The sequence below is a fragment of the Pseudarthrobacter sp. Hb11 genome (genome assembly GCF_059383655.1).
The window spans coordinates 139,873-166,686 of record NZ_JBWZCM010000007.1; the positions used below are offsets into that span (position 1 = coordinate 139,873).

General features: G+C 66.3%; 20 protein-coding genes. 11 read left to right on the forward strand and 9 right to left on the reverse strand.

The genetic code is table 11. The features are described from left to right. The first annotated feature begins 83 nt into the window (after positions 1-83). Both AC50X7_RS12215 and AC50X7_RS12220 read left to right on the forward strand, forming a co-directional pair. Positions 84-902 (forward strand): purine-nucleoside phosphorylase, encoded by an 819-nt coding sequence (locus AC50X7_RS12215; protein ID WP_494979237.1) that lies wholly within the window; start codon positions 84-86, stop codon positions 900-902. 124 nt (positions 903-1,026) lie between these two features. Further along, complete coding sequence (locus tag AC50X7_RS12220) at positions 1,027-2,778, forward strand: phospho-sugar mutase (protein WP_494979238.1); 1,752 nt, start codon at positions 1,027-1,029, stop codon at positions 2,776-2,778. 28 nt (positions 2,779-2,806) lie between these two features. Here the strand turns inward: AC50X7_RS12220 and nirD are convergent, their stop codons facing one another. Next, positions 2,807-3,193, reverse strand: coding sequence for a nitrite reductase small subunit NirD (gene nirD / locus AC50X7_RS12225; RefSeq protein WP_494979239.1), 387 nt, complete (start codon positions 3,191-3,193; stop codon positions 2,807-2,809). Between the two features lie 271 nt (positions 3,194-3,464). Between nirD and nirB the strand changes: the two genes are divergently transcribed. The 6 genes from nirB to AC50X7_RS12255 all read left to right on the forward strand — a co-directional run bounded on the left by nirB (position 3,465) and on the right by AC50X7_RS12255 (position 10,500). Beyond that, positions 3,465-6,095, forward strand: coding sequence for a nitrite reductase large subunit NirB (gene nirB, locus AC50X7_RS12230; protein ID WP_494979240.1), 2,631 nt, complete (start codon positions 3,465-3,467; stop codon positions 6,093-6,095). A 2-nt stretch (positions 6,096-6,097) separates the two neighbouring features. Next, a complete protein-coding gene (cobA, locus tag AC50X7_RS12235; protein WP_494979241.1) occupies positions 6,098-7,132 on the forward strand; it encodes a uroporphyrinogen-III C-methyltransferase in 1,035 nt (344 codons plus the stop codon). 14 nt (positions 7,133-7,146) lie between these two features. After that, positions 7,147-8,295: a uroporphyrinogen-III synthase gene (locus AC50X7_RS12240; protein WP_494979242.1), complete on the forward strand. Its 1,149-nt coding sequence runs from the start codon at positions 7,147-7,149 to the stop codon at positions 8,293-8,295. Positions 8,296-8,497: 202 nt separating this feature from the next. Then, positions 8,498-9,355 (forward strand): FAD-dependent oxidoreductase, encoded by an 858-nt coding sequence (locus tag AC50X7_RS12245; RefSeq protein WP_494979243.1) that lies wholly within the window; start codon positions 8,498-8,500, stop codon positions 9,353-9,355. A 114-nt stretch (positions 9,356-9,469) separates the two neighbouring features. Next, on the forward strand, positions 9,470-10,186 hold the full coding sequence (gene deoC, locus AC50X7_RS12250; RefSeq protein ID WP_494979244.1) for a deoxyribose-phosphate aldolase: 717 nt from the start codon (positions 9,470-9,472) through the stop codon (positions 10,184-10,186). Between the two features lie 50 nt (positions 10,187-10,236). Then, positions 10,237-10,500: a hypothetical protein gene (locus AC50X7_RS12255; RefSeq protein ID WP_494979245.1), complete on the forward strand. Its 264-nt coding sequence runs from the start codon at positions 10,237-10,239 to the stop codon at positions 10,498-10,500. A gap of 169 nt (positions 10,501-10,669) precedes the next feature. Here the strand turns inward: AC50X7_RS12255 and AC50X7_RS12260 are convergent, their stop codons facing one another. Together AC50X7_RS12260 and mfd are read right to left on the reverse strand one after the other, a co-directional pair. Next, on the reverse strand, positions 10,670-11,482 hold the full coding sequence (locus tag AC50X7_RS12260) for a metal-dependent hydrolase (RefSeq protein ID WP_494979246.1): 813 nt from the start codon (positions 11,480-11,482) through the stop codon (positions 10,670-10,672). A 6-nt stretch (positions 11,483-11,488) separates the two neighbouring features. After that, positions 11,489-15,172 carry a transcription-repair coupling factor gene (gene mfd / locus AC50X7_RS12265; RefSeq protein ID WP_494979247.1) on the reverse strand — a complete coding sequence of 1,228 codons (3,684 nt, stop codon included), beginning with the start codon at positions 15,170-15,172 and terminating at the stop codon, positions 11,489-11,491. 206 nt (positions 15,173-15,378) lie between these two features. On the opposite strand from mfd, the gene AC50X7_RS12270 reads away from it, so the two are divergent. Genes AC50X7_RS12270 through AC50X7_RS12280 form a run of 3 tightly spaced genes read left to right on the forward strand, consistent with a single transcriptional unit; the run spans position 15,379 to position 17,650 of the window. Further along, positions 15,379-16,887: an SDR family oxidoreductase gene (locus tag AC50X7_RS12270; RefSeq protein ID WP_494979248.1), complete on the forward strand. Its 1,509-nt coding sequence runs from the start codon at positions 15,379-15,381 to the stop codon at positions 16,885-16,887. A 43-nt stretch (positions 16,888-16,930) separates the two neighbouring features. Beyond that, positions 16,931-17,428, forward strand: a complete 498-nt coding sequence (locus tag AC50X7_RS12275) for a DUF2505 domain-containing protein (RefSeq protein ID WP_307095854.1) — start codon at positions 16,931-16,933, stop codon at positions 17,426-17,428. 3 nt (positions 17,429-17,431) lie between these two features. Further along, on the forward strand, positions 17,432-17,650 hold the full coding sequence (locus tag AC50X7_RS12280; RefSeq protein ID WP_307095856.1) for an SCO4848 family membrane protein: 219 nt from the start codon (positions 17,432-17,434) through the stop codon (positions 17,648-17,650). A 90-nt stretch (positions 17,651-17,740) separates the two neighbouring features. On the opposite strand, the gene sufU is transcribed toward AC50X7_RS12280, so the two are convergent. From sufU to AC50X7_RS12310, 6 genes are all read right to left on the reverse strand, one after another. Then, on the reverse strand, positions 17,741-18,190 hold the full coding sequence (gene sufU / locus AC50X7_RS12285; protein ID WP_494979249.1) for a Fe-S cluster assembly sulfur transfer protein SufU: 450 nt from the start codon (positions 18,188-18,190) through the stop codon (positions 17,741-17,743). 25 nt (positions 18,191-18,215) lie between these two features. Continuing rightward, complete coding sequence (locus tag AC50X7_RS12290) at positions 18,216-19,541, reverse strand: SufS family cysteine desulfurase (RefSeq protein WP_494979250.1); 1,326 nt, start codon at positions 19,539-19,541, stop codon at positions 18,216-18,218. A 437-nt stretch (positions 19,542-19,978) separates the two neighbouring features. After that, on the reverse strand, positions 19,979-22,582 hold the full coding sequence (locus AC50X7_RS12295; protein WP_494979262.1) for a LuxR C-terminal-related transcriptional regulator: 2,604 nt from the start codon (positions 22,580-22,582) through the stop codon (positions 19,979-19,981). A 52-nt stretch (positions 22,583-22,634) separates the two neighbouring features. Then, positions 22,635-25,370 carry a helix-turn-helix transcriptional regulator gene (locus AC50X7_RS12300; protein WP_494979251.1) on the reverse strand — a complete coding sequence of 912 codons (2,736 nt, stop codon included), beginning with the start codon at positions 25,368-25,370 and terminating at the stop codon, positions 22,635-22,637. Positions 25,371-25,492: 122 nt separating this feature from the next. Continuing rightward, a complete protein-coding gene (gene pth / locus AC50X7_RS12305; RefSeq protein ID WP_494979252.1) occupies positions 25,493-26,083 on the reverse strand; it encodes an aminoacyl-tRNA hydrolase in 591 nt (196 codons plus the stop codon). Positions 26,084-26,195: 112 nt separating this feature from the next. Continuing rightward, entirely contained in the window at positions 26,196-26,795 is a 600-nt protein-coding gene (locus tag AC50X7_RS12310) for a 50S ribosomal protein L25/general stress protein Ctc (protein WP_494979253.1), read from the reverse strand. Between the last annotated feature and the right edge of the window lie 19 nt (positions 26,796-26,814).

Consider the following 26,814-nt stretch of genomic DNA (forward strand, 5'->3'; position numbering starts at 1 on the left):
TCCCCTGACCACCAAAGAAAACGGTCTCTCACAAAAGCGGGCCAAGGGTGGGCGCAGGCGGAGCGGCAGGATAACTTGTACCAGTGAGTACAACAGACTTCCTGAACACCGATCCCTTCGCTGCCGCGCGTGCCGCTGCCGAGTACATTGCCGAGGAAACGGGCGTGGACAGCCACGACGTCGCCCTGGTCCTGGGCTCCGGCTGGGGCGAGGCAGCCGACCTCATCGGCGAAACCACCGCCACCCTGTCCGCTGAAGAAGTTCCCGGCTTCCACGCTCCTGCGGTTGTTGGGCACGTGGGCACCATCCGCTCGGTGCTCACCAAGGAGGGCAAGCGGGCCCTGGTCCTGGGCGCCCGCACCCACTACTACGAAGGCAAGGGTGTCCGCTCCGTAGTCCACGGAATCAGGACGGCGGCGGCAGCAGGTTGCAGCACCCTGGTCCTCACCAACGGCTGCGGCGGGCTGAATGAAAACTGGGCACCCGGCACGCCTGTGCTGATCAGCGATCACATCAACCTCACCGCCGCCTCACCGCTGGAGGGCGCCACGTTCGTGGACCTGACAGATCTCTACTCCGCCCGCATCCGCGGGCTCGCCCGGGAAGTGGACGCAACCCTGGACGAAGGTGTCTACGCCCAGTTCCCCGGCCCTCACTACGAGACCCCCGCAGAGGTTCAGTACGCCAAGCGCATAGGTGCCGACCTGGTGGGAATGTCCACCGCGCTGGAAGCCATCGCCGGGCGCCATGCCGGGATGGAAGTATTCGGAATCTCACTGGTCACCAACCTTGCCGCGGGCATCAGCCCCCACCCCCTCAGCCACCAGGAAGTTCTCGAGTCAGGACAGGCCGCAGGCCCCCGGATTTCAAAGCTGCTCGCCGAAATCATCGCGCGGCTCTAAGGGTGGGATTTTTCCGTCTCGGCCGGTTAATTGGGCCCACGCCCGCCGGGTTCCCTGGCCGAGCGTGCGAGGCGAGGGGCCTGATGGGGAAGAGTTCGGTGCCCAATGACGATAGGTTAGGCCCATGACGTCTTCCGATGCCGATTTCCGCCTGCTCAACGAGGCCCGCGGATGGGCCGCCCAGGACCCGGACCCCCAGACTTCGGCTTCGCTGCTGGATCTTGTCCGGCTTGTTGAGGAGGGGGCTCCGGCAGCCCGGCAGGAGCTCGAAGACAGTTTCCGCGGGACACTGCAGTTCGGTACAGCAGGCCTGCGGGCGGCCCTGGGTCCCGGACCCAACCGGATGAACCGGGTGGTGGTGCGCCGGGCCGCCGCGGGGCTGGCGGACTTCCTGCTCCAGGCAGTGGGGCAGGCGTCACCGGGAACCCGCCCCCGCGCCGTCGTCGGCTATGACGCCCGGTACAACTCGGACATCTTCGCGGAAGAAACCGCCGCCATCTTCACGGCAGCGGGGATAGAAACCTTCCTCCTGCCGGCGGCGCTTCCCACTCCCCTGCTGGCTTACGCCGTGCGGGCGCTGGAATGCGACGGCGGCGTGATGGTTACCGCCAGCCACAATCCGCCGCAGGACAACGGTTACAAGGTCTACCTGGGCCGCCATACCGTTCCGGAAAGCGGCAATGGCGCCCAGATCGTGGCGCCCTACGACGCGGAGATCGCCGCCCATATCGACGCCGTGGGCCCCCTGGAATCCATTGTTCTTGCCCCCGGCGGCTGGACAGTGCTCGACAGCGCCCTGGCCGAGGGCTACGAGCACGCCACGGCGGCCCTGGCCCTGCCGGAACGCTTCCCTGCCCGGGACCTGCGCATCGTTCTCACCCCGATGCACGGCGTGGGCGGCGAAACCGCGCAGGCCGTGCTGAAGGCTGCCGGGTTCACTAACGTCACCCTTGTGGCCGAGCAGGCCGAACCGGACCCGGACTTCCCCACCGTCAGCTTCCCTAACCCGGAGGAACCCGGAGCGCTGGACCTTGCCCTGGAAACGGCTGAACGGCTGGGTGCTGACATCGTGATCGCCAACGATCCCGACGCCGACAGGGCGGCAGTAGCGGCGAAGGATCCGGACACCGGTGCCTGGCGGATGCTCCGCGGCGACGAGGTTGGGGCGTTGCTGGGTGCCCACATCGCAGCCCGGCTGGCGGCAACTGACGGGAACGACGGCGACAGCGGCAGCCAGCGCGTGTTCGCGAATTCGATCGTGTCCTCACGGCTTTTGGCACGGATCGCCACGGCAGCCGGCTACGCGCATGAGGAGACACTGACCGGGTTCAAGTGGATTTCCCGGGTGCCAGGTCTGCTGTACGGCTATGAGGAAGCCCTGGGTTACTGTGTGGCGCCCGAGGTGGTGAAGGACAAGGACGGGATCTCCGCAGCGGTATTGATCGCGGAACTCGCCGCAGCCGCAAAGGCTGACGGAAAGACCGTTTTTGACACCCTGGACGAGCTGTACCTGCAGCACGGCCTGCACGCCAGCGACCAGCTCAGCATCCGGGTGGCGGACCTGGGCCTCCTGGACGCCATGATGAACCGGCTCCGCGTCAACCCGCCGGAGTCCTTCGGGTCCTCCGCGGTGGAACTTTTCACGGATTTGGCCGAGGGCACCGAGCAGCTTCCTGCCACTGACGGGCTCCTCTACCTCACAAGGGACCTCACCCGGGTTATCATCCGGCCCAGCGGCACCGAGCCCAAGCTCAAGTGCTACCTGGAAGTCATTCACCACGTAGGCACCGCGGCAGAACTGCCGGTGGCCCGGCAGGCAGCGCGGGCGGCCCTTGACGAGGTGCTGCAGGACGTCAGCGAGGCACTGGGGCTTTAGTAGCCCCAGGCCCCGGCGCTGAAACCCGCTAGAGCTCGATCTCGACGAAACCGTCGAGAATGCGGGTACTGAAGGTCGCAAGGCGCAGCCCCGGGGCGCTGAAGCACTCGCCGGTTTCCAGGTCATAGACCTCTTTGTGCAAAGGGGAAGCGATAGTGGGGCGGGCGCCCCTCGATCCGAGGATCCCCCGGGCCATAACGTGTGCTCCGGTGGCCGGGTCCTCGTGGGCCACCGCAAAAACTTCACCGGGGCCGGTGCGGAAGAGCGCGACCTGGCGTCCCGCGACGAGGGCTGCTTCACCCCAGGCGGGTTCCAGATCATTCACCAGGCAGACGCGGTGCCAGCCGGCGGTGATGCCCGCTACGGCCTCATCGAGGCCGGCTGCGAGTGCCCCAAGTTCCAGTGTTGCCGTCATGTCGGCTCCTCTCCCTGTGCCTATAGTCCTTGCGTTCGGCCGCCTCCGCAGCCGTGTTCCACGCTAGGCCGCAGGTGTTTCAAAGGGGTGCAGTGAATGTGTCCGGCGCGTAAAAGACACCTCACTCAGCCGGAAACGCGTTCGTGATGCAGAAGTTAAGTTGACGAAACAATCGGGAAACTGAAGCGAAACTGCGGCTTCCTAGTCTGGATGGACAGCTCGACTGAAAAGGCTGCAGAGAACCGTCTGCCGCCCATGCGAAAGGCCCACAGTGACCGAACAGACTTCCAGCACAGAGACTCCGCGCCGCATCGTCGTCGTCGGCGGCGGCCCGGCGGCCCACCGTTTTGCGGACGCAATGCATGCCCGTGGCCTCGAAGGCTGGCATGTCACGGTCCTCACTGAGGAAGCCCACCTCCCCTACGACCGCGTGGCGCTTTCCAAAGCCCTGACCGAAATGGACTACGACCTCACCCTGGGCGAGGCGTCCATGTGGGACCACGAGGCACTCTCGCTGAAGACCGGTGAGCGCGTCGTCAAAATCAACCACGAAGCCAAGACGGTGGGGACCGCCGCCGGCAGCGTCTTCGAATACGACGAACTCGTGGTGGCCACAGGTTCGAATGCCGCCCGCCTTCCGATCCCCGGCGCCGAGCACACGCACGTCTACCGCACCCTCGAAGACGTCTGGGCCATCAACAAAGCCATCGCCGAACTCACCGAAAAGCTGGGCCGCAAGGTCAACGCCGTCACCATCGGTGGCGGTCTCCTCGGACTCGAATCGGCAGCCGGCACCGAGCAGCTCGGTGCCACCCCGATCGTCATCGACGGTTCGCAGTGGCTGATGGCCACGCAGCTGGATGAAGGCGCGGGCCAGGCAATGGGCCGGCTCATCAAATCGAAGGGCTTCGAGGTCCATGGCGGCGTCTTCCCCTCGGAGGTACTGTCCGACGACGACGGCCAGGTCACCGGCGTCCTGATGGCTGACGGCCGCATCATCGATGCCGATCTTGTGATCGTCGCGATCGGCGTCCGGCCGCGCGACGAACTCTTCCGCGCAGCCGAGGGCGAGGAGCAGGTCTTCTCGCTGGGCCAGCGGGGCGGAGTGGTCATCAACGACTACTGCGCCACAGAAGTGGACGGAATCTGGGCCATCGGCGAAGTGGCCAACTTCGGCGGCATGTGCCTGGGCCTGGTTGCTCCCGCCAACACCATGGCGGAAATTGTCGCCGACCGCCTGCACGGCGGGGATGCCACCTTCCCCGGTTTCGACACCGCCACCAAACTCAAGCTCTCCGGCGTCGACGTCGCGAGCTTTGGTGACGCGTTCGCCAAGACCGAGCACGCCCTCGAAATCGTCTACGCGGACCCCGCCCGCGGCGTGTACCAGAAGATCGTCACCACCGACGACGCCAAGACCCTGCTGGGCGGCATCTTCGTGGGCGACGCCTCACCGTACATGAGCCTGCGTCCGCTCCTGGGCCGCGAACTTCCCGCCGAACCGGGCGCGTTCCTCAGCGCGGCCGGCGGCGGCGAAGCCCCGGAAACCGAACTGCCGGACGACGCCACCCTCTGCTCCTGCAACAACGTGACTGCCGGCAGCATCCGTGACGCCATCAACGGCTGCGGCGCCTGTGAGGGCAACGCCCCCGTCCAGGAACTGGGTGAGCTGAAGGGCTGCACCCGCGCCGGCACCCAGTGCGGCTCCTGTGTCCCCATGCTCAAGAAGCTGCTGGAAACGGAGCTCACCAAGTCCGGCGTCGAGGTTTCCAAGGCCCTCTGCGAACACATCGAACTGTCCCGCCAGGAACTGTTCGACGCCATCCGCGTCCTGGAACTGACCTCCTTCGAAGAGATCATGGCCAAGTACGGCACCGGGGCAGGCTGCGACATCTGCAAGCCGACCATCGCGAACATCCTGGCCAGCCAAAACAGCGCCTACGTCCTGGACGCCGGCCGCGGCACCCTGCAGGACACCAACGACCGCGCCCTCGCCAACATGCAGAAGGACGGCACCTACTCGGTGGTTCCCCGCATCGCCGGCGGTGAAATCACCCCGAAGAAGCTGGGCGTGATCGCAGCGGTGGCCGAGAAATACAACCTGTACACCAAGATCACCGGCGGCCAGCGGATCGACATGTTCGGGGCCCGCCTGGAGGAGCTCCCGGAGATCTGGAAGGAGCTCGTGGACGCGGGCTTTGAATCCGGCCAGGCCTACGGCAAGAGCCTGCGCACGGTGAAGTCCTGCGTCGGGTCCACTTGGTGCCGCTTCGGCGTCCAGGACTCGGTGGCCATGGCCATCCAGCTGGAGCTCCGTTACCGCGGCCTCCGGAGCCCGCACAAGCTCAAGATGGGCGTCTCCGGCTGTGCCCGCGAATGCGCCGAGGCCCGCGGCAAGGATGTTGGCGTGATCGCCACGGCCGACGGCTGGAACCTGTACGTGGGCGGCAACGGTGGCGCCACCCCGGCGCACGCCCAGCTGCTGGCCAGGGACCTCGATGACGAAACGCTGATCAAGTACATCGACCGCTACTTTATGTACTACATCCGTACCGCGGACCGCCTGCAGCGCACCGCGCGCTGGCAGGAAGAGCTCGACGGCGGCATAAAGCACGTTGAGGACGTGGTGGTTAAGGACACCCTGGGTATCGCCGCGGACCTCGAGGCGGCTATGGCCAAGCACGTGGACACCTACCAGGACGAATGGGCGGACACCCTCAAGGACCCGGAGCGACTCCGCCGGTTCCGCTCCTTCGTCAACGCGCCTGACCAGAAGGACGACTCCATCACCTTCGTCCCGGATGAGCGGGGCCAGATGCGCCCCGCCACCCAGGAGGAAAAGGGCAAGGTCCTGCTCGGAGCGTCCATCGCGGTCCGCCCCACCAGCGAGAACGAGGTATAGGCATGCAGCTCAGCATTGATCTCACCGGCCGCGAGGTCCTGGTCACCGGCTCGGACCACGCCGCGCGTCAGGCGGTCCGCCGCTACGAAGCCGCCGGCGCCGTCGTCTCCCGCCTCAGCACGCCCCGGGGGGGCGGCCATGACGGCCCGCTGCCCGAACGTCCCTTCCTTGTTGCCGCGGTGGACGACGGCCAGCCCGGCTGGGAATCCCTGCTGGACCGGTGCCGCACCGCCGGCATTCCCGTGGCCGCCGAGCCGGCAGCCGGACCCGTTGGCCACGTCACCCTTGTGGGTGGCGGCCCCGGAACAACCGAACTGCTCACCGTCGGCGCCGTCAAGGCTCTCCGGGACGCCGACGTGGTGTTTTATGACCGCCTGGCCCCGTGCCAGGACCTGGCGTCCCTGACTTCCGCTGAATTGGTGGACGTCGGCAAGAAGCCCGGCCACCACAAAGTGAGCCAGGGCGACATCGAGAAGCTGATGGTGGAAAGTGCCCTCGCAGGCAACAATGTGGTCCGGCTCAAGGGCGGTGATCCGTACGTGTTTGGCCGCGGCGGCGAGGAAGTTGCCTCCTGCGTGGCAGCCGGTGTGCCGGTCCGCGTCATCTCAGGCGTCACCAGCGCCATCTCCGTTCCAGCGGCGGCCGGCATCCCGGTGACCCACCGTGAAGTCAGCCACATGTTCACCGTGGTCTCCGGGCACGCGCCGCTGACTGAAAAGGAGCACCACCACCTCGCCGGCCTGGGCGGAACCATCGTTGTCCTGATGGGCATCGGCACCCTCCACCAGCTCGCCGCCGGACTCCGCAGGGCCGGGATGCGTGCCGAAATGCCCATGGCCGTCGTGGAGCGCGGCTACCGGCCCGGGCAGCGCACCACCATCGCCGATCTCGGCACTATCACCAGTGCAGCGGCCGGTTGCAGCAACCCGGCTGTACTGGTAATCGGCGAGGTGGTTCGGGTGGCTGAGGCCAACCGCGGGCATGCTGAGGCCGCCGCCGATCTGGACAGGCTGGCGGCCTCGCTGCTGGGCTCGTGAAAGGATTGACCTCCATGACTGCACTTGCACCGGCCGAAACTCCGCAGGTTGAAGAAGCGCCCGGCGCCACCGAAGCACCGCTGGAGGGTTTCCGCATCGGTGTCACCTCGCACCGGCGGTCCCAGGACCTGATCGAGGCCTTGGAACGCCGTGGTGCGGAGGTGCTCCACGCGCCCGCCCTGAAAATCGCTCCCGTGCAGGAGGACATGCGCCTCATCGAGGACACGCGGGCCATCATCGCGGCCCAGCCTGACCTCTGCATCGCCACCACGGCCTACGGCATGCGCCGCTGGTGTGAAGCCGCGGACTCCTTCGGGATCGGCGACGAGCTGCTGGAGACCCTGGGTGCCTGCCGGATGTTCGTCCGGGGACCCAAAGCCCGGGGTGCCGTGCGCGCGGCCGGGCTTGCCGACGTCGGTATCAGCAGCGACGAAACCACCGCGACGCTGGTGGACATGCTGCTCACGGAGGGTGTCCGGGGCAAGACCGTCGCCGTGCAGCTGCACGGCTACACCGATGTCCGGCAGCTGGAGCGCCTGAGGATGTCCGGCGCCACGGTCCTGACCGTGACGCCTTACCGCTGGGTGAAGCCCGATGGCGCGGACAGGCTGCCCCGCCTCATCGAGGCCGCGTGCAGCGGAAACCTGGACGTCCTCACGTTCACCAGCGCGCCTGCCGTGGACGCCATGTGGAGCACCGCCCACGAGATGGGTGTCTACAAACAGCTGATCGAAAGCCTGAAGACCAACGTCACCACCGCGGTGGTGGGCCCCGTCACGGCGCAGCCTCTGCTTGACGCCGGCGTGACGCCCCTGGTTCCGGAGCGGTTCCGGATGGGGGCGCTCATCAGGCTGGTATGCGAGCACCTCGCTTTGAACCACGTCCGGCGGCTGGACACCCGGTCCGGCAACATCGAACTGCGGGGACGCAGCCTGCGCATTGACGGCCAGCCCGTGGAACTGGCCCCGGCCCCGCTGCTGCTCCTTCGCGCCCTCCTGGGGGCCGGCGGCGCTGTCCTGTCCCGCGAATCCCTGTCAGAACTGCTGGAGCTCCGCGGTTCGGTGCACGCCCTGGACATGACCGTCAGCCGGCTCCGTTCCTCACTGCCTGACGGCCGGCTGGTGGAGACCGTGGTGAAACGGGGCTACCGCATCCGGGTCTAGCTGCGTGGACGGGGTGCCGAATGTGTCCACTGGCGGAGGAATGAGAGCCACGTCACGGGTTCTGTTACCGGCCGGTAAACACTGGCGAACGTGCCGTTGATAAAGGGCAACTGTGCGGAAACACCCCGGAAAAAGCGCGGGCCTACGCTGGGTTCATCACGAAGTTCCGGCCGTTCCCGGCCGCCAGCGAAAGGGCCAGCACATGTCCGCTCCGGCACCCTCCACGTCCACCGCTCCCGCCACCCGCATTGTCATCGCAGGGGCGGGCCCAGCTGCCCAGGCCCTCGTCAGCCAGCTTGACCGCGCCCGGTTCACCGGCACCATCACCGTACTGAGCAACCGGGACGATACCCCGGCGGAACTGGTGGAGTTGGCGCTGCTCCCCCAGGTCTCTGTCCGCTTCGGCCAGCCAGCCAGCCACATCGACGCGGAAAACCGGACTGTCGCGACGGCCGACGGCATGGAATTCAGCTATGACCAGCTGGTCATCGCCACCGGATCGGCACCGGTAGCCAGCCCGGTGGAGGGCGCCGGCCGCTGCCTGAGCTACTCCACCATTGACGACGCCGCCCGCGTCGGCGAGGCCGTCAACGAAGTCACGAGGGAACTCGGCCGGCGTCCGCTGGGGATCCTGGTGGGCACCGGCGCCGCCGCGGGCCAGGCTGAAGCAGTGCTCCGGGCGAGGGGTGTACGCCCAATCCGCACCACCGCCAGGCCGGCCGCCGTTATGCCCGGTGCATCAGCGTCAGCTTTCGCCGCCTCCGGTGTGATCTTCGAGGACGGCAGCAGCATGTACGGCGACCTGGTGGTCCTTGCCGAAGAGCGGGTGTCCCGGGACGGGCTCGCCGCCAGCGCCGGACTGCGGACGGCGGCCACCGGTGGGATAGTCATCAGCGAGGACTTCCGGACGTCGGTCCCGGGGATCTGGGCGATTGGTGACGCCGCAGCGTTCGACGGCGTCCGGCTGGGTCTGCTGGTTGCTGCCGCTTCCGCGGCGGGCGCCTGCGCCACCCAGCTGCTGACCGCTTCTGCTCCTGCTGCCTTGCCCGCGGCTGCCTGACCGCGGCCTCGGCTGCTTGCCCGATGTAAGCCACTCCGGCTGTGGCAAGATGGTTCCCGAAACGAGTCATGGGCGTTACCGCGCCCGGCCCACGGGCCCCTGGAGAGGACCATCATGAGCAACGAAGCCACCCCTTCCGTTCAAACCGCAGCCGCCGGATCCGGCAACATCGCATCCTTCATCGACCACACCCTGCTGAAGCCCGAAGCGGGAGAAGCTGACATCCTCAAGGTCTGCGCCGAAGCCGTGGAGTACCACTTCAAGTCGGTGTGCGTTAACCCCCTTTGGGTGAAGACCGTCAAGAAGGCCCTCAAGGGTTCCGCTGTCCTGACCTGTTCCGTGGTGGGCTTCCCGCTTGGCGCCACACCCACTGACGTCAAGGCCTTTGAATCCCGCGGTGCGGTGCTGGACGGCGCCGACGAGGTGGACATGGTGATCAACATCGCGGCCGCCAGGGCCGGGGACAAGGGTGCGCTGGTTGAGGACATCACTGCCGTGGCAGAGGCTGTCCACGCCGGTGGCGCCATCCTGAAGGTCATCATTGAAACAGCGCTGCTGGATGATGCCCAGAAGGTTCTCGCCTGTGAGGCCGCTGTGGAAGCCGGTGCTGATTTCGTCAAGACCTCAACAGGCTTCAACGGCGGAGGTGCCACGGCGGAGGATATCGCCCTGATGCGGAAGACGGTGGGCCCCGGCCTTGGCGTGAAGGCCTCCGGCGGAGTGCGGTCCCTCGAAGACGCGCAGGCTATGATTGCAGCAGGTGCAACACGTATTGGTGCCAGCTCCGGCATTGCCATCGTCAAGGGTGAACAGGGTTCGTCCTCGTACTGAGGGCACCCGGAGCCGCCACAGATTGAGGCCCGCGGGCCAAGGAGGAACGAATGTCCAGCAGTATCACGGCTTCCAACCAGGGCTCTTCGTCTGACCAGGGCAACGTGCAGACGCCCCAGAACGAGAACAAGCTCGGCACGAGCATTCTTCTCTTCGTGGTCTGCATGGCCCTGTTCCTCGGCGCCATCTACTCACTGTCCTTCCTGACGCTGGGAAACCCCTGGCCAATGGCAGCCTGCCTGGTGCTGTTCGCCCTGGCTTACTGGATCCCGCAGACCATCCTCGGCCGTTCGGACTCCGCCGGCGAGCACTAAGCCCAGGCAGGTCGCACTAAGTGTCGTTTTGACGGCTTAAAACGGCGCTTACTGCTACTTCGTTTGACCCAAACGCGGTAAGACCCCCTGGACACCGTCCAGGGGGTCTCTTGCTGTCCATGGCCCGGCCTTCGAGAACCAGAGCAGGGCGTGGGGACCAGACCCGGTGTCAGAACCAGGTTCTGGTCCAGGCCTCAGCGGCGGCGGCCACCCTTGGCCATTGGCCATCGAGTAAGGACCAGCCCGCCACGCACAGCCCCACCATCGCGTAGGCGCTCACCGGGATCAGCAGCAGCCACTCGCGCTTCGACCCGGCACGCCCCAGCAACGGCAGGGACAGGGCGCCGTTTGGCCGCCAGACCTGGCGCAGCAGCGGTACCTTGCGCATGAGCTTGGGCGGCCGGATAACGACCGGCCACAGCAGGGGCACGCCTCCCGTGGTGATCAGGTCCCCCACGATGTGCACCACCACGCCCGTCAGCATCGAGACGGGGAGCCAGGTCCACTGGTCCGGCGCATACCAGGTGACCAGCCCGGCCATGGTGAGCGCGAAGATCCAGTTGCTGATGAAGCCCGCCTTGGGGAACAGCTTCAGGGCCTTCGCGGCGATGTTGATCATAAACATGCACAGCAGCCCCGCACCCACGGACAGCAGTCCCCAGTCCGTCTGCACCTGGACCTGCCCGGCCAGGGTGGCGAGCAGCACAAAGAATGCCGCCCCAAGCACGGAGTGCGTGCCCTGCCGGTGCCCGCCGCTGGCGTTCTCAATTCCGACGGCGATCACGTTGGACAGCGGCGGCAGGGAATTCGCCACCGTGCTGTGCCGGTGGTCCCAGTCGCACACCAGGGCTGTTCCCGCCGTCGCCATCCCGCCGATCAGGATCCCGGTGGCGTCCAGCGGGTACCAGCTCAATGTGTACGGCCCCGTGGACGCAATAGCTACCCACGCCGCGGCTCCCGACGCGGCGTGGTGTCCTCCCATCAAGTCCTAACTCACCGCCAGTGGGGCGTCCGAGAAGATGTACCGGATGACGCCGTTGGCCCATTCCAGGATTTCCGCGTCCTGCAGGTCCCGCCCGCCGATCTTTGCTGTTTTCGGCTTGGGGATCAGCACGGCATCCAGGGCCGGCTTGGACTGGGATCCCGGGTACATCCGGTTCAGGCGCATAACCTTGGACTCCGGAAGCGTAGCGGGCGAGAACTTGATGAAGTTGCCCTGCAGCGCCACATCGGACAGTCCCGCTTCCCGGGCACCCACCCTGAAGCGCGCCACTGACACCAGGTTCTGGGCCGGCAGCGGCGGCTCGCCGTACCTGTCCACAAGCTCGGCCAGGACTTCGTCGATGGCCTCATTCGTGAGTGCGGAGGCCAGCTTGCGGTAGGCCTCCAGGCGCAACCGCTCCCCCGGCACGTAGTCGTGCGGAAGGTGCGCGTTGACCGGCAATTCGATCTTCATCTCAGCTGCCTTCTCCTCGGCCTCGCCACGGAAGTCCGCCACCGCCTCCCCTACCAGGCGGATGTAGAGGTCGAAACCGACGCCCTGGATATGGCCTGACTGTTCGCCGCCCAGCAGGTTGCCGGCGCCGCGGATCTCGAGGTCCTTCATGGCCAACTGCATGCCCGCGCCAAGTTCATTGTGCGCGGCCACGGCCTTCAGCCGTTCCAGCGCCACCTCGCCGAGCGGTTTCTCTGACGGGTAGAGGAAGTAGGCGTAGGCACGCTCACGGCCGCGGCCCACCCGGCCGCGGAGCTGGTGCAGCTGGGACAGGCCGTACTTGTCCGCCCCGTCCACGATCAGGGTGTTGGCGTTGGAGATGTCCAGGCCGGTTTCGATGATGGTGGTACACACCAGCACGTCAAAGCGCTTCTCCCAGAAGTCAACGATGATCTGTTCCAGCCGGCTCTCGGACATCTGGCCATGGGCCACCTCAACCCGGGCTTCCGGTACCAGTTCACGGATCTTGGCGGCGGTGCGCTCGATGGTGGACACCCGGTTGTGGACCAGGAACACCTGGCCCTCGCGCATCAGTTCGCGCCGGATGGCAGCCGAGGTCTGCTTGTCCGTGTAGGGGCCAACGTACGTCAGAACGGGGTGGCGTTCCTCCGGCGGCGTGGCCAGGGTGGACGTTTCCCGGATGCCGGTGAGGGACATTTCCAGGGTGCGCGGAATGGGGGTTGCACTCATGGCCAGCACGTCCACGTTTGTGCGCATTTTCTTGAGCGCTTCCTTGTGCTCCACCCCGAAGCGCTGCTCTTCGTCCACAATTACGAGACCCAGGTCCTTGAACTCAAAGTCCTTGGACAGCAGCCGGTGGGTACCGATGACGACGTCCACTGAGCCGCTCTTGACGCCCTCTACGGTCTCTTTGGTTTCCTTGGTCCCCTGGAACCGGGACAGGGCCTTGACCCGCAGGGGAAAACCGGAGAACCGCTCGGTAAAGGTTTCGTGGTGCTGCTGGGCCAGCAGGGTGGTGGGCACCAGCACGGCCACCTGTTTGCCGTCCTGAACCGCCTTGAAGGCTGCGCGCACGGCGATTTCCGTTTTGCCGTAGCCCACGTCGCCGGAGACCAGCCGGTCCATGGGGATTTCGCGCTCCATGTCCGCCTTCACCTCGTTGATGGTGGTTAGCTGGTCCGGCGTCTCCACGTACGGGAAGGCTTCCTCAAGTTCGCGCTGCCACGGGGTGTCCGGACCGAAGGCGTGTCCGCGCGAGGCCATCCGGGCGGAGTACAGCCGGATCAGCTCGCCGGCGATCTCCTTGACGGCTTTGCGGGCCTTGGACTTGGTGCTGGCCCAGTCCGCGCCGCCCATCTTGCTCAGGACGGGAGTGTCGCCGCCAACATAACGCGTCACCTGGTCCAGCTGGTCGGTGGGCACAAACAACCGGTCCCCCGGTGCGCCCCGCTTGGACGGCGCATACTCCAAGACCAGATATTCGCGCACGCCGTCACCGCCTCCAGCAACTTTGCGCTGGATCAGCTCCACAAAGCGCCCGATGCCGTGCTGTTCATGCACCACGTGGTCCCCCGCCACCAGCTGCAGCGGGTCCACCGCGTTGCGGCGCTTGGACGGCATGCGGCGCATGTCCTTCGTGGATCCGGCGGACGTCCGGCCCAGCAGGTCGGCTTCGGTGAGCAGGCCGAGCTTGAGGCCGTCCAGGACAAACCCGCGTCCGACGGCGGCAGTGGTCACCTCGATGATGCCCGCCTGGGGTTCGTGGTCCAGGCTGTCCACCCGGGCGCAGGGGATGTCGCTGTCGTGGAAGAGTTCCGCGAGGCGCTGCGCTGGCCCGGGACCCTCCGTGGCCACAACGATCCGCCACTGGTCCCGGACGCGGGAACCGATGAAGTCCATCATTTCGGCCACGTCGCCCTGGTAGCCGCGGGGTTCACGTGCGTGCAGGTTCAGCACGTCGACGTCGGGCAGCAGGTCCTCGTCCTGTGCCAGAGAGGTGATGGACCACCAGGACACACCGTGCTCCAGGGATGAAGTCCGCGTTTCGGTCAGCGAACGGAAGCTGGCTGAGTGGAGGGCAGCGCTTGCCTGCGAGCTGAGGTCCAGCGGGGCGGTCCCGCCGTCGGAGGCCGTGGACCAGGCCGCTTCCAGGAACTCTTCGTTGGTAGCGGCCAGGTCGTGGGCGCGGGTACGGACCTTCTCGGGTTCGATAATCACCGAAATGGAACCCGCAGGCAGCTGCTCCACAAACGGGACCATGGCATCCACCAGCACCGGCGCCAGGGATTCCATCCCCTCCACGGCAATGCCGCCAGCGATCTTTTCCAACATGTCCGCCGCAGCCGGAAGCTGGGACTTCAGGGTGGCCGCACGGGACATCACGGACGGAGTAATCAGGATTTCCCGGCACGGCGGGGCGTGCAGCTCCGTGGGGTGGTGGAGCCCGGGCGAAGACAGCGAGCGCTGGTCGGCGACGGCGAACCAGCGCATCTGGTCCACCTCGTCACCGAAGAATTCCACCCGGATGGGGTGATCCTCGGTGGGGGGAAAAACGTCGATGATGCCGCCGCGGACAGCGAACTCACCGCGGTGCGTCACCATGTCCACGCGGGCGTAAGCAGCGTCCGCGAGGCTCCGCACGACGTCGGTAAACGGAACGTCCTGGCCCACCTTCAGCGTGACAGGAACCAGCTCGCCCAGGCCGGCCACCATTGGCTGGACCACGGCGCGGACGGGTGCCACCACCACACGGAGCGGTCCCGCCGTCGAGCTTTCCGGGTGCGCAAGCCTGCGCAGCACGGAGAGTCGCCGGCCCACGGTGTCTGAGCGCGGGGAGAGCCGTTCGTGCGGGAGGGTTTCCCAGCTGGGGAACTCAGCCACGGCGTCCGCGGGGAGGTAGGCCCGCAGCGCGGCCGTCAGGTCCTCTGCCTCCCGGCCGGTAGCGGTGACGGCCAGCACCACGGCTGGCCGCGCGCCGTCGGACCCTCCGCCCGCCGTGGCAGTGGCCGATATTCCATCCGCCATCTCGGCAAGAAGCACCGGCCGCAGTCCGGCAGGCGCGCTGATCTGGTAGTCCTGGCCCCGGACATCGAAGCCGCGGGCAGCCTCGGCCCGGACACGGGCGAAGGTCTTGTCCGGGCCGAGGGCTCGGCGCAGTCCATCCAGCGACGGGCCCGCGCTGGAATGGCCGGCGGTGGACGGGCCGGGAAGGCTCATGGCAGAAGCTCCTGTGGTGTTCAACGAAAAAGCGCAACGCGAAAACCCGAAATTCGCGTCGAATCCCGGGTAAACCCAGCCTACCCCTCCCCACCGACATGCCGGGTGGATGCGTGCAGCTAGGCTGGCAACCACACACCAGGCAGGCAGGCGGCCGTCCAGGCGCGCTGCGGCTCCGAACAGCTTAGAGACGAAGAGGAGACAGCATGACCGGAACCAGCAGCACCGAGCGTTCACCCAAGACCGTCCTGGTCACCGGGTCCACAGGTTACATCGGCGGCCGGCTGGTGCCGAAGCTCCTGGAGGAGGGCCTCACAGTCAAAGTCCTGGTGCGCTCCCCAAACAAAATCGCGGGGGTGCCATGGCGGGACAGGGTGGAGGTCATGGAGAGCAGCCTGGACGACGGCGACGCGTTGCGGGCGGCGCTGGCCGGCGTCGACGTCTTCTACTACCTCGTGCACTCGATGGCAGCCGGGGCGGGATTCGAAGCCAAGGAACAGGCGATGGCGCGGGCGGCCGCTGATGCTGCTGCGGCGGCGGGGGTGGGCAGGATCATCTACCTGGGCGGCCTCCATCCCCAAGGCGTGGAACTGTCCACCCACATGCGCTCCCGCGAGGCCGTAGGCAAAGTGTTCCTCGACAGTCCGGTGGACGCCATCGTGTTCCAGGCGGGCGTGGTGATCGGCTCCGGCTCGGCCTCCTTCGAGATGATCCGGCACCTTTCCGAGACGTTGCCGCTGATGCCGGCGCCCAGCTGGGTCCGCAACCGCATCGAGGCCATCGCGGTGCGGGATGTCCTCTACTACCTGGTGTCCGCGGCTTCCCTGGACGGCCCGATCAACCGCACGTTCGACGTCGGCTGCCGCCAGGTGCTCACCTACGCTGGGATGATGAAGGAGTACGCCGCCGAAGCCGGGCTGCCCTACCGGGTGGTGCTTGCACTGCCCGTCCCTGCGCCCAAACTCGCCGGCATGTGGGTTGCCCTGACCACACCCATCCCGCTGTCCATGGCCGTGCCCCTGGTCCAGTCCCTCCAGCACGACGCCGTGTCCAATGAGCACGACATCGACCGGTACATTCCGCAGCCCGACGGCGGCCTTACCGCCTACCGCACCGCCGTCGCCCTGGCCCTCGGCAGGGAACGCGACGGGCAGGTGGAGACCACCTGGGCGAACGCCGGGGTGGCTGCCGATCCCCTGCCCAGCGACCCCGACTGGGCGGGGCACAAGGTCTACATCGACGAACGGACCTTCCACGGCGATGTGGATCCCGTCCACGTGTGGACGGTCATTGAGGGCATCGGCGGGCGGAACGGCTGGTACTCCCTGCCTTTGGCCTGGCAGGTCCGTGGCTGGCTGGACAAGCTGACGGGCGGCGCCGGCCTGCTGCGCGGACGCAGGCATCCGCATACCCTCGCCGCCGGCGAAGTGGTGGACTGGTGGCGGGTGGAACGGATTGACCACGGCAAACTGCTGCGGCTCCGCGCCGAGATGCGGGCACCGGGCCGGGCATGGCTGGAGCTGTCCGTGGAGCCCGACGCAAACGGCAGCAGGTACCGGCAGCGGGCCATCTTCTTCCCCAAAGGCCTGAGCGGGCGGCTTTACTGGCTGGCGGTCCTTCCGTTCCACAGCCTGATCTTTCCGGCCATGGCGAGGAACATCACCGGAGCGGCGCGGAAGCTCGTGGATGCGGAGCGGACAGCGAGGACCCCGTAGGATGTTTGGAGCTTAATCCGTTCCCCACGTCCCAGGAGGACCCATGGCCCTGAGCGCAACCACCACCCTTCCGCACTCCGTACCCAGCGTTGCAGCTGTCCTGGTGAATGAGGATTTCCAGCGCCACGTCAGCCAGCTGGTGGGCGGCAGCCTCGAATCCTTCACCGTTGACGGCGACGTCGCCGGCGCGTTCAGCGCCACGTCCGTACGGACCCTTCCCACCACCCGGCTTCCCGAGTTCGCCCGCAAGTTTGTCGGTGAGCACCTAAAGGTGACGCAGGTGGAAAGCTGGGATGCCCCCGCGGCGGACGGCTCCCGCCAGAGCAACATCTCGCTGAAGGTCGCTGGCGCTCCCGTGGACGTCACCGCCGTGCAGCGGCTGATAGCTGCCGACGGCGGCACGCGCGTCGAGCTCGAGGGTGCCGTCAAGTCCTCGGTTCCGTTCCTCGGCGGGAAAATTGCCGACGCCGCCGAGCCCATGGTTGCCAAGGCGCTGAACCTGCAGGCCAAGCAGGCCCAGGCCTGGCTGGAAAGCCACTAACTCGTGGAGCTGCCCGTCTTCGCCGCGCTGGTCCTGATCATCGCCGGCGTCTGGTCCCTGGTGGTCTGGCCGCAGTTCCTGCGCCGGGTCATGAAGGATCCCCGGGCCCGCGACGCCGCCGGCAAGGCCACGAAGTTCCTTACCGTTCACGTGGTGCTGGTGAGCATCTCCATGGTGCTGGGGGCGGCCACCGCCATCATCGGCATCATGTCGCTGTTCTAAGCAGGTTCCACTAAGAAGTCCGGGCCTTCTTCCTGCGGGAAGGAGGCCCGGACTCTTTTGCCGTCAGGCTGCTTGGTCAGGTTTGTGCTGTCAGGCTGCCTGGTTGAGCGCGTCCTCCGCCGCTACCCAGGAAATCATGGCGCACTTCACGCGGGCCGCGTAGCGGGCGACTCCCTCGAACGCTGCCGCATCGCCCAGGAGTTCCGGATCCGCGGTTATTTTGCCCCGGGACCGGAGGACCTCGCGGAAGCTGTCAATCACCTCGTGCAGCTCAGCCACAGTCATTCCTTCAGCCAGGTCCGTGAGGACGGAGGCTGACGCCATGGAGATGGAGCAGCCCGCGCCGTCCCAGGCGATTTGCGCAACTTTGCCGTCGGTTACGGCGAGGCGCAGGGTTACTTCGTCGCCGCAGACGGGGTTGAGCTGGTGCGACTGCCCCGTCGTGGCGCCGTCCGGCGCCTGTGTCCCGGCCAGTCCGCTGCCATGGCGGGCCTTGGAATGGTCAAGGATGATCTGCTGGTACAGGTGGTCAAGGCTCATGTCATACCTTCAAAGTGTTGGTGTCTTAGGCGCGGAAGTAGGCCCGCACGCCCGAGACGGCATCCAGGAACTGGTCCACGTCGTCGGTGGTGTTGTACAGGTACGCGCTTGCCCTGGTGGTGGCCGTCAACCCGAGCCGGCGGTGCAGCGGCTGGGCACAGTGGTGTCCAACTCGCACGGCGATTCCCCGCGAATCAAGGTATTGGCCCACGTCGTGGGCGTGCACTCCCTCAACGTCGAACGCGGCGAGCCCTATCCGGTCCTGGCCCGCGGCGGGACCGAGCACCCGGATCCCCGGAAGGGATTCCAGCCCGGTGATCATGCGCTGGCCAAGCTCAGCCTCCCAGCGGTGGATCCGGTCCAGCCCTGTTTCCGTCAGGTAGTTGGCAGCAGCAGCCAAGGCTACCGCCTGGGAGATCCGCTGGGTCCCGGCTTCAAAGCGCTGGGGCGCGGGGAGGTACTCAGCGCGCTCCATGGTCACAGTGGTGATCATTGACCCACCGGTCAGGAACGGCGGCAGGATGTCCAGGATCTCCTGCTTGCCGTAGAGCACCCCGATTCCCGTGGGGGCCAGCATTTTGTGTCCGGAAAAGACTGCGAAGTCAACGTCCAACTCTTTGACGTCCAAAGGCATATGCGGGGCGGACTGGCAGGCGTCCAGGACCACCAGGGCGCCGGCGTTCCGGCCCAGGGCGGTAAGTTCGCGGACGGGGTTGATGGTGCCCAGGACGTTGGAGGCGTGGGTGAAAGCCAGCACTTTCGTCCTCGCGTTGACGATGCCGCCGGCCAGGTCCATGCGGAGGCTGCCGGCGTCGTCCACGGGTATGTAGCGAAGGCTTGCCCCGGTGCGGAAGGCAAGTTCCTGCCAGGGTATGAGGTTGGCGTGGTGCTCCATTTCCGTCACCACGATCTCATCACCCGGGTTCAGTGCAAGGTCCTTCAGCCGGGCGTCGCCCCGCCCCTGTGCCGCCCATAGGCCGGCGTTGGACAGCGCGTAACTGAGCAGGTTGAGGCCCTCCGTTGCGTTGGACGTCCAGATGATCTCGGAGAAGTCAGCGCTGACGAAGTCGGCCACTGTCTGCCGGGCGTCCTCGAACGCTTCGGTAGCCTCGACCGCGAGGTGGTGGGCACCGCGGTGCACGGCAGCATTGCGCTGCTCATAGAATTCCTGCTCGGCTTCGATGACGCTCAGCGGATTCTGGGACGTGGCTCCGGAGTCCAGATAGACCAGGGGGCGTCCGTTGACCAGTTGGTCCAGGACCGGGAAGTCGTTCCGGATGCGTTGCACTTCGGCGTTATCCATGACCGGCAAGGCACGTTCCAGTGTGGCTGGCGTTGATACTACGGCCAAAACTAACTCCTTGAGATGCCAACGGATGACACTCAATTGTCCCACAGCCGCTCCGGGCTTCAGCCCCGCGGAATGGAGGGCCGGCAACGGCTGGGGGGAGAGCCTCGGTCTCAGAAGACTCTGACGTTGCCGGCCCCGCCCAGCCCGGCCCCGAAGGACCGGAAGATTGTGAGGACGGGAAAGACTTGTTCTGCTGCGGGCAACTCTTGCGGCTTCTTTCGGCCGGTTCCTTTTGCCTCCTTAAGTAAATCCCTCGGAACCACTCTGCGCACGAGTAGGGTGTACTCGAATTCAGCGTCGACGCACTACGGGGACTGCCTGCAGTACCCGCATCGCCCCAATGGGCAGCTGGACCAAGGGTCCCGGGCGTGCGCCGCCCGTTTTTGGGCAGGCAAAAGGGCGCAACGGCGGTGGTTCGTCGGACGGGCTATTCAAACTTATTTCGGGAGGGCTGACTCCAGCTCATCGCGGCTGCGCACACCCAGCTTCACGTACGTGCGGTACAGGTGCCCTTCTACGGTACGCACCGAGACCATCAGCCGTTGGGCGATTTCGCGGTCCGTGAGGCCCTGCACAGCCAGCCCCACGATGTCCTGCTCCCGGCGGGTGAGGTGGACGGCGGGAGCGGCAGCAATAAACCGGCCTTCCCGGAACCGCTCCCCCAGTTCGTGGTCGCACTTCTCGCGGAGTGCCACCGCCTGCCTTGACCGTCGGCGTTCTCCGGCCTGCTCCAGGACGGTACTGGCACGGGCATAGGCCTCGCGGGCCAGATTCACGAACCCCGCTTCCTCCAGTGAGGCTGCCGTGCCCATCAGGTCATCCCCGTCAGCTGCTTCCCAGCCGGCAGCCAGTGTCAGCATCGCCTGGGCCCATCGGCCCTCCACCGTCTTCGCCACTGACTGCACCATGGGGATAACGGAAGGATCACCCAGGTCCCAGCAGATGGCCAGGATTTCGAGCAGGGTGCCGGCCCTGGCGGTGGCGCCCTGAGTGGTGGCCAGAGTATGGAGCGTCGCCAGACCCTTGCCGTCCCGGGACAGATATTCGGAGGCGGCGGCGCCGTAGGCTGCGGCCAGCAGCTCGTGGGCTGGGCCTCCCGCCATTGCGTCGGTGAAGTCCTGTTCAAGCCGTTTTGCCTGCGCTGCATCCCCCAGCCTGGCGGCCACGTAGAAACCCAGGGAGGACCCGAAGCGGAACAGCTGCAGCGGATCATTCAGCCTCAACGCCTCAACGGCCGGCAGCAGCACCTGGTACGCCCGGTCCATGCGGCCTTGCCGAAGAAGCGAGTATCCCTGGAGCACCTCCAGGCTTCCGTTGAACGTGGCAGCTCCGGCCGCGTGTCCGGCCGCGTAATTGTTCAGTTCCCGCTCGGCCGATTCCCATTCACCCATTGCCAGGTAGCCGGTCACGAGCCGTCCCAGCACGAACTCGGTGAAGAAGAACAGGCTGTCTTCCAGCGGCGGCAAGTCCGAGGCGGCCAGGAGGGCGGAATCCAGTCCCTCGCCGGCGCGGCCGGCGGCGGCAAGGGCGTGGCCCAGAAGCGCTTCACCAAGCACCCTGACCGATTCGCCTCCGGGCTCCGTGGAGGCGATGCTCCGGATGTCCCGGACCTCAGTGGCCAGCGCCCCGGCATCCACGGCTGCCCCAAGTTGCAGGAAGCGGATGACCTGCAGGAGCTGGTCTTGGGGTTGACGGTCCCCTTCGGCGTGCTCCCGGGCGTGTTCCCGTATGTCCTCGGCCAAGGCGTCCAGTGACTGGCTGGTGGCCTGATGGGCCGCTGCCCGGAGCAAAAGGACGGCAGGACCGTCAGGTTGATCGGAAAGCTGGCGCCAACAGCTATCCAGCATGTGGGCGGCCTGGCTGTACGCGCCCTCGTTGTAGAGGGCCCGTGCCTGGATAGCGGTGGCCAACGGCATCAGCGCAGGATCCTGGATCTTGGCGGCTATGGTCCGGGCGCTTGGGTTGCGGAACCGCCTCAGGGCCTCGCGGGCGGCGTCGAGCATTTCCGGGTCCGATATGCGCAGTCCACATTCAAAGGCCCACTCCACGGACCGAAGCATGCCCTCCCCGCGCAAAACCGTGCCGTTTTGGTGGGCCCGGATCTTCTCCAGCAGCTGCAGGCTGCGCGACACGGAGATTGTGCTTCGGATGGCGTTGGCGAAAAGGGCATTCCACAGGGAGAGTTCGGCCGGGACTCCAGGGGTTTCAATAATCATCTGCTGGTCAAGGAGCGCCCGGACCACGGCGGCTCCGCTGATGTCCTCGATCACCTTGCGGCCCACCGGGCCGGCAAGCGCGATGAGCTTCAGGGCCTCCTGCTCCTCCGGCCCGCGCCGGATGTGGTCCTTTGTCACCACCGCCGTGAGCTGGGCGCCGTCGGCGGGCACAGGGCCGAGCAACATCCAGATGCCGTTCCGCTTAGCCAGGACACCACTTTCGGCAGCGTCGTGCAGCAGGGCATCGAGAATGCGGGGATTACCGCCGGACGCAATCCACACGGCGTCCACTGTGGCGGCCGGCACCGTTCCATCGAGGACGTTGGCCAGAACTTCTTCAATCTGTTCCCGGTTGAGGGGCCGAAGGTCCACCCTTTCGGCAAGGCCGTCGTACCAGAGCTGGTCCAGCGGCTGCGGCAGCCCGGGCCGTGGCCTGGCAGCCGCCACCACTGTTGCCCAACCTGCGGAGATGAGGTCCGCCACTACCCCGGCCGAGGCGTCGTCCAAGTGGTGGGCATCGTCCACTACCAAAAGGACAGGGGCGCCCCTGCCTGCCTTCAGCTTCTCGAAGTACGTCCACATGGAGCGCAATACCGCCACCGGCGAAACCGACTCTTCGGCGGTCAGCTCACCTGTATAGGGAGTCAGGACGCCGAAAGGTACGGCGGCCAATGCAGAACTCCCATGAATCTGCAGGATGTTCAGATCCCCGGAGAGCCGCTCTGCGATGGCCTCTGTGAGGGACGTCTTGCCGATTCCGGGCCCGGCCATCACAAATACAGCCTGGCTGGTCCCGCTCCGGACGATGTTGCAGATCCGGTCCAGGGGTTCGCGCCGGCCGGTGACAGGGCGTTGGGCGGGTGCCGGTTTGTGGCCGTTAGACGAGTCCAGTCAGATCACCCCTGGAAGTTACGCCCAGCTTTGTGAAGACCTGGTAGAGGTGGCCTTCCACGGTGCGGACGGACACACCCATTTCCAGGGCGATGTCACGGTTCGATGCTCCGCGGCCGGCCAGCCGCGCGATCTGGCGCTCCCGCGCGGTCAGCAACGGGCTGCCACTGCTGGGCACGATGGGAAGGTTCGCCACGGTGGCAGCCAGGATGTCCAGACGCGCCTGGGCGGTCCGGGCGGAAATGGAATCCCCGTCCTGCCGCGCGAAATCCACTGCCAGCGCCATACAGCGGGCCTCAACGGCGTCCAGTTCGAGGGTGGCCGCGATTTCCCCCGCGGCAAGCAGGGTCTTGGCATCCTTGGTCCGGCTCCCCACTGCGATAAGTCGGGCGATCTCCGCAAGGGGGCCCTGACGGTGGTCCGCGATCTCCTCCAGAAGGCGGAAGTCAGCGTCGCTGCCGTTGACGGTAGCCGCCAGCAGACTGATCCCGGCGACGGTGTAAAGGCCTGCCCCCTTGTACCGCCGGGCTGACTGCTTCAGGCCCGCAGCGGCTTCGGCGTCGCCCAGCCATCGTCCCGCCACCAGCGCGCAGAACTCGATAATGCTCTCCGTGGTGAAACTGGACTTGCCCGGGGTCCGCTGGAGTTTGGTCAGGAATTTGCGCGCCTGGGCAGCGTTGCCCATCTGCGCGTGGGCGAGTGCTGTCGCGGCGTAGGCACAGCGGAGGGCACTCTGGAGCGGTTGAAGTTCCAGCTGCGCCACCGCAGAAATCAGCGGGTCCAAGGCAACCCCGCCCCGGCCGGAGTAGACATAGGCGAGTCCGGCAGCAAGTTCGGTAGCGGCGCTCCGGTACGGCAGGCGGTCGTATTCCCCGCTGCCGTGCGGACCCAGGAGATCGATGCAGCGACGCCACTGCCCGGCAATCAGCAGCACCAGGTAGGCCTCCCTGGTGTACTGCTCGCGTAAACCCACCACGTGGGAGGCGTCGGTTATCTGGCCGCCAAGCTGACGCATCAGGCTCAGCGCATCCATTTCCCGCCCGGTCAAGGCCAGCGCCGTCATCAGGATGACGGCGGACTGCATCCGGTAGCCGGTGTCCGGGTTCCGTGCCGGATCTGCCGCCGCCTCGAGGTCTGGAATCATGGCCGCGTAGTCGCCGACGAACGCGCGGTACTCGAACCCGCTGAGCGCGACCCGGTTCGCGGCTGCCACGGCAGGGTGCGGCCAGGGTGCCTGTTCTGCCGCGCCCTCCAGCCGTTCACGGGCTTCAGCAAGAAGGGCCGGGACTTTGGCTGCCTGTTCCGGATGCCACAACATCACCCGGGCCTTCGCCGCTATGACACGGGCGTATTCTTCGACACCAACATTGTCCAGTTCCGGCTGGGAAATATCCTCCAGGGCAGCGAGGGCCTGGACCGGCAGGTCCAGCTGAAGATAAGCGCCCGCCTTCTGGCGCTGGGCGGGAACCCACTCCTGGTCCGTCCGCTCCAGCATGTCCGCGTAAACCAGGGCGAAGCGGGGGTCAAACAGCTGGACGGCGGCTTCGGCAGCTGCCAGGGCCAGGGCCGGGCTCAGCTCGGCCTCACACTCGTGCGTCCACGCGGCAAAGGCCATCAGCTCCTCGACGGTCATGTCCGCGGGGTCCGGTTCGGTACCGCCCAGAAGTGCGCTCCGCAGTTCCCGGCGCCGGGCAATGCTTATCCATGACCGCACGACGTCGCCAATGTACTTTTCCCGCAGGGACACCCACCGGTGGTCCGAATCGTCAATCTCCAGTAAGCCGGCATCCTCCATGTCCGCCACTACCTCGGAGTGGTACACCGCCGTGAGCCTGGAGAGCTCCACCCGCCTGGCGCAGGAAAGCATCTCGATGACTTCCCTGGTTTCCGGCGTCTCCCGCGACCAGCGTGACCGCACGATGTCGTCAAGGCTGGCGGCGCCGTCGAGCACCACTTTGTCGCGGAGGGTCCAGACGGAGTCGGACAGAACGAGGTTGCCCGAGAGCCGCTGTTCGGTAACCAGCGCTTTCAGCAGCAGCGGGTTTCCGCCCACCATTTGGTGATAGGTGGTGACCAGCGACGCTGAGACCCGGTGGCCGAGCAGGGACAACAGGACCTGGCGGGTCTGCAGTTCATTGAGGTTGCTGAGCCGGACCTCGGTCAGGCGCCGGTCCGTGAGCAGCCAGTGGAAGTCGGCGGGAAGGTCACTGATCTTTGGTGCAACGGCGATGATTTTGGCCGTGCCCGTCAGGAGTACATTCAGCAGCACTCCCGCGCTCATTTCGTCAATGCTGCCGGACGTGTCCAGGGTAATGACGCAGCGCCTGCCGGCGGCGTCGCTCCGGATCAGCGACGTGATCCCGCGGAGAATCGCGGTGGGAGAACCCATGTAGGCCTGCGGCAGGCGCGCAAGCAGGAAGGAGAGGCAGCCGTAGGGAGTGTTGGCGCCGGCGGGCCCGCTCCGAAGCTGCAGGGACCAGACGTCCGCACCAAGATTGGAAACTGCGGCACGGGCGAGCGAGGACTTTCCTACGCCCCGGCCTCCCGTGATGACGGCGCCGAGAGAGTTTTCGCTGGTCAGGGCGGCGCGAACCGCTTCAAGGTTGGCGCTGCGGGCAGGCGCAGACCACTGTTGTGCCCCGGGCGCGCCGGCGTTTTCGGTGTGCAGCCCAACGTCGTGAGATGTTGACCCACGTCCCCAGCTAAGTGGCTCGATTGACATGAACTTATCCCCTACATCCCGCGATAGCGGGATGTAGCCCCATTGCTCCCCCGCCTACGAAAAAGACTACCTTGTGGCACAGACAAGGAAACAGGTACCGGGGACTTTAAGTTTTTTTGTTGCTAGCGCTCGGACTTCGCCGGATGGAACTTCTGCTGGGCGGACATGAGCCCCTCGCGCAGGAGCAGCTCCACCGCATCGGCTGCCTCGTCCAGCAGGAAAGGCAGCTCCTTGAGTTCGCCCGAGCCGAAATCGCGCAGCACGTAGTCGGCTGTGTCCATCCGGCCGGGCGGCCTTCCGACCCCCACGCGGACGCGGAGATAGTCCTTCGTGCCAAGCGCTTTGGAGATATCCCGTAGTCCGTTGTGGCCGCCTTCTCCCCCGCCGGTCTTGAGTTTCACAGTGTTGAAGGGAATATCGATCTCGTCGTGCACCGCCACCACGTGATCCGGCGTAATGCCGTAAAAGCTCGCCAGCGCCGAAACGGGTCCGCCGGAAACGTTCATGTAGCTCATGGGTTTGGCCAGCACCACGCGGGGACCACCGATGCCGATGCGGCCCTCCACCACCTGCGCGCGTGCCTTGTGGGTCTTGAAGCCGGCTCCCACGCGTCCGGCGAGTTCGTCAAGGACCATCTGCCCGACGTTATGCCTGTTGCCCTGGTACTGCACTCCCGGGTTTCCGAGGCCAACGATCAACCAGGTGTCAGTCATGAATCAATCCTAAGGTGGGGCGCGCAGGGGCTTTGGTACGGGCTGCGGGTAGCAGACATGGCAGTGGCCGGACCCCAGGGGGATCCGGCCACCGCTGAAAGGTGCAGGCGGATTACTCGGCTGCGGCCTCGGAAGCGGCGCCGGCAGCTTCCTCCGTGCCTTCTTCGTCGCCGGACTCGGTGGCCTCGGAGATGTTCACCACGAGGGCATCGGCGTCCGCCAGCAGGACTGCACCCTTCGGCAGGACCAGGTCAGAAGCGTGAATGTGCTCGCCTGCGCTGCGGCCTTCAATGCTGACCTCGACGGCGGTGGGCAGGTGGGTTGCCTCGGCCTCAAGGGAGATGACGGTGAGTTCCTGGTTGAAGGCGTTGCCCGGAGCAAGCTCGCCGACGACGTGGACCGGAATGTCAACGGTCACCTTTTCACCCTGGCGGACGGTGAGGAGGTCGATGTGCTCGATGATCTGCTTGATCGGGTCACGCTGGACGTCCTTGACCAGAGCCAGGTGGCCTTCGCCGTTGATGTCCAGGGCCAGCAGGGCGTTGGCGGTGCGGACGGCGAGGGTGGTTGCCTTGGCCGGGAGGGTGATGTGGATGGGCTCTGCGCCGTGGCCGTAGATGACGGCGGGGATCAGGTTGGCCATCCGGGCGCGGCGGGCATAGCCCTTGCCGAATTCGGTGCGCAGTTCTGCTGCAAGCTTCTGCTCAGACATGAATATCTCCTTGAAAACT

Coding starts and splice junctions, on each gene's coding strand:
- AC50X7_RS12220 (WP_494979238.1), top strand. CDS start 1,027: ATGACGTCTTCCGATGCCGATTTCCGCCTGCTCAACGAGGCCCGCGGA.
- nirD (WP_494979239.1), bottom strand. CDS start 3,193: ATGACGGCAACACTGGAACTTGGGGCACTCGCAGCCGGCCTCGATGAG.
- cobA (WP_494979241.1), top strand. CDS start 6,098: ATGCAGCTCAGCATTGATCTCACCGGCCGCGAGGTCCTGGTCACCGGC.
- AC50X7_RS12240 (WP_494979242.1), top strand. CDS start 7,147: ATGACTGCACTTGCACCGGCCGAAACTCCGCAGGTTGAAGAAGCGCCC.
- AC50X7_RS12245 (WP_494979243.1), top strand. CDS start 8,498: ATGTCCGCTCCGGCACCCTCCACGTCCACCGCTCCCGCCACCCGCATT.
- deoC (WP_494979244.1), top strand. CDS start 9,470: ATGAGCAACGAAGCCACCCCTTCCGTTCAAACCGCAGCCGCCGGATCC.
- AC50X7_RS12255 (WP_494979245.1), top strand. CDS start 10,237: ATGTCCAGCAGTATCACGGCTTCCAACCAGGGCTCTTCGTCTGACCAG.
- AC50X7_RS12260 (WP_494979246.1), bottom strand. CDS start 11,482: ATGGGAGGACACCACGCCGCGTCGGGAGCCGCGGCGTGGGTAGCTATT.
- mfd (WP_494979247.1), bottom strand. CDS start 15,172: ATGAGCCTTCCCGGCCCGTCCACCGCCGGCCATTCCAGCGCGGGCCCG.
- AC50X7_RS12270 (WP_494979248.1), top strand. CDS start 15,379: ATGACCGGAACCAGCAGCACCGAGCGTTCACCCAAGACCGTCCTGGTC.
- AC50X7_RS12275 (WP_307095854.1), top strand. CDS start 16,931: ATGGCCCTGAGCGCAACCACCACCCTTCCGCACTCCGTACCCAGCGTT.
- sufU (WP_494979249.1), bottom strand. CDS start 18,190: ATGAGCCTTGACCACCTGTACCAGCAGATCATCCTTGACCATTCCAAG.
- AC50X7_RS12300 (WP_494979251.1), bottom strand. CDS start 25,370: ATGTCAATCGAGCCACTTAGCTGGGGACGTGGGTCAACATCTCACGAC.
- pth (WP_494979252.1), bottom strand. CDS start 26,083: ATGACTGACACCTGGTTGATCGTTGGCCTCGGAAACCCGGGAGTGCAG.
- AC50X7_RS12310 (WP_494979253.1), bottom strand. CDS start 26,795: ATGTCTGAGCAGAAGCTTGCAGCAGAACTGCGCACCGAATTCGGCAAG.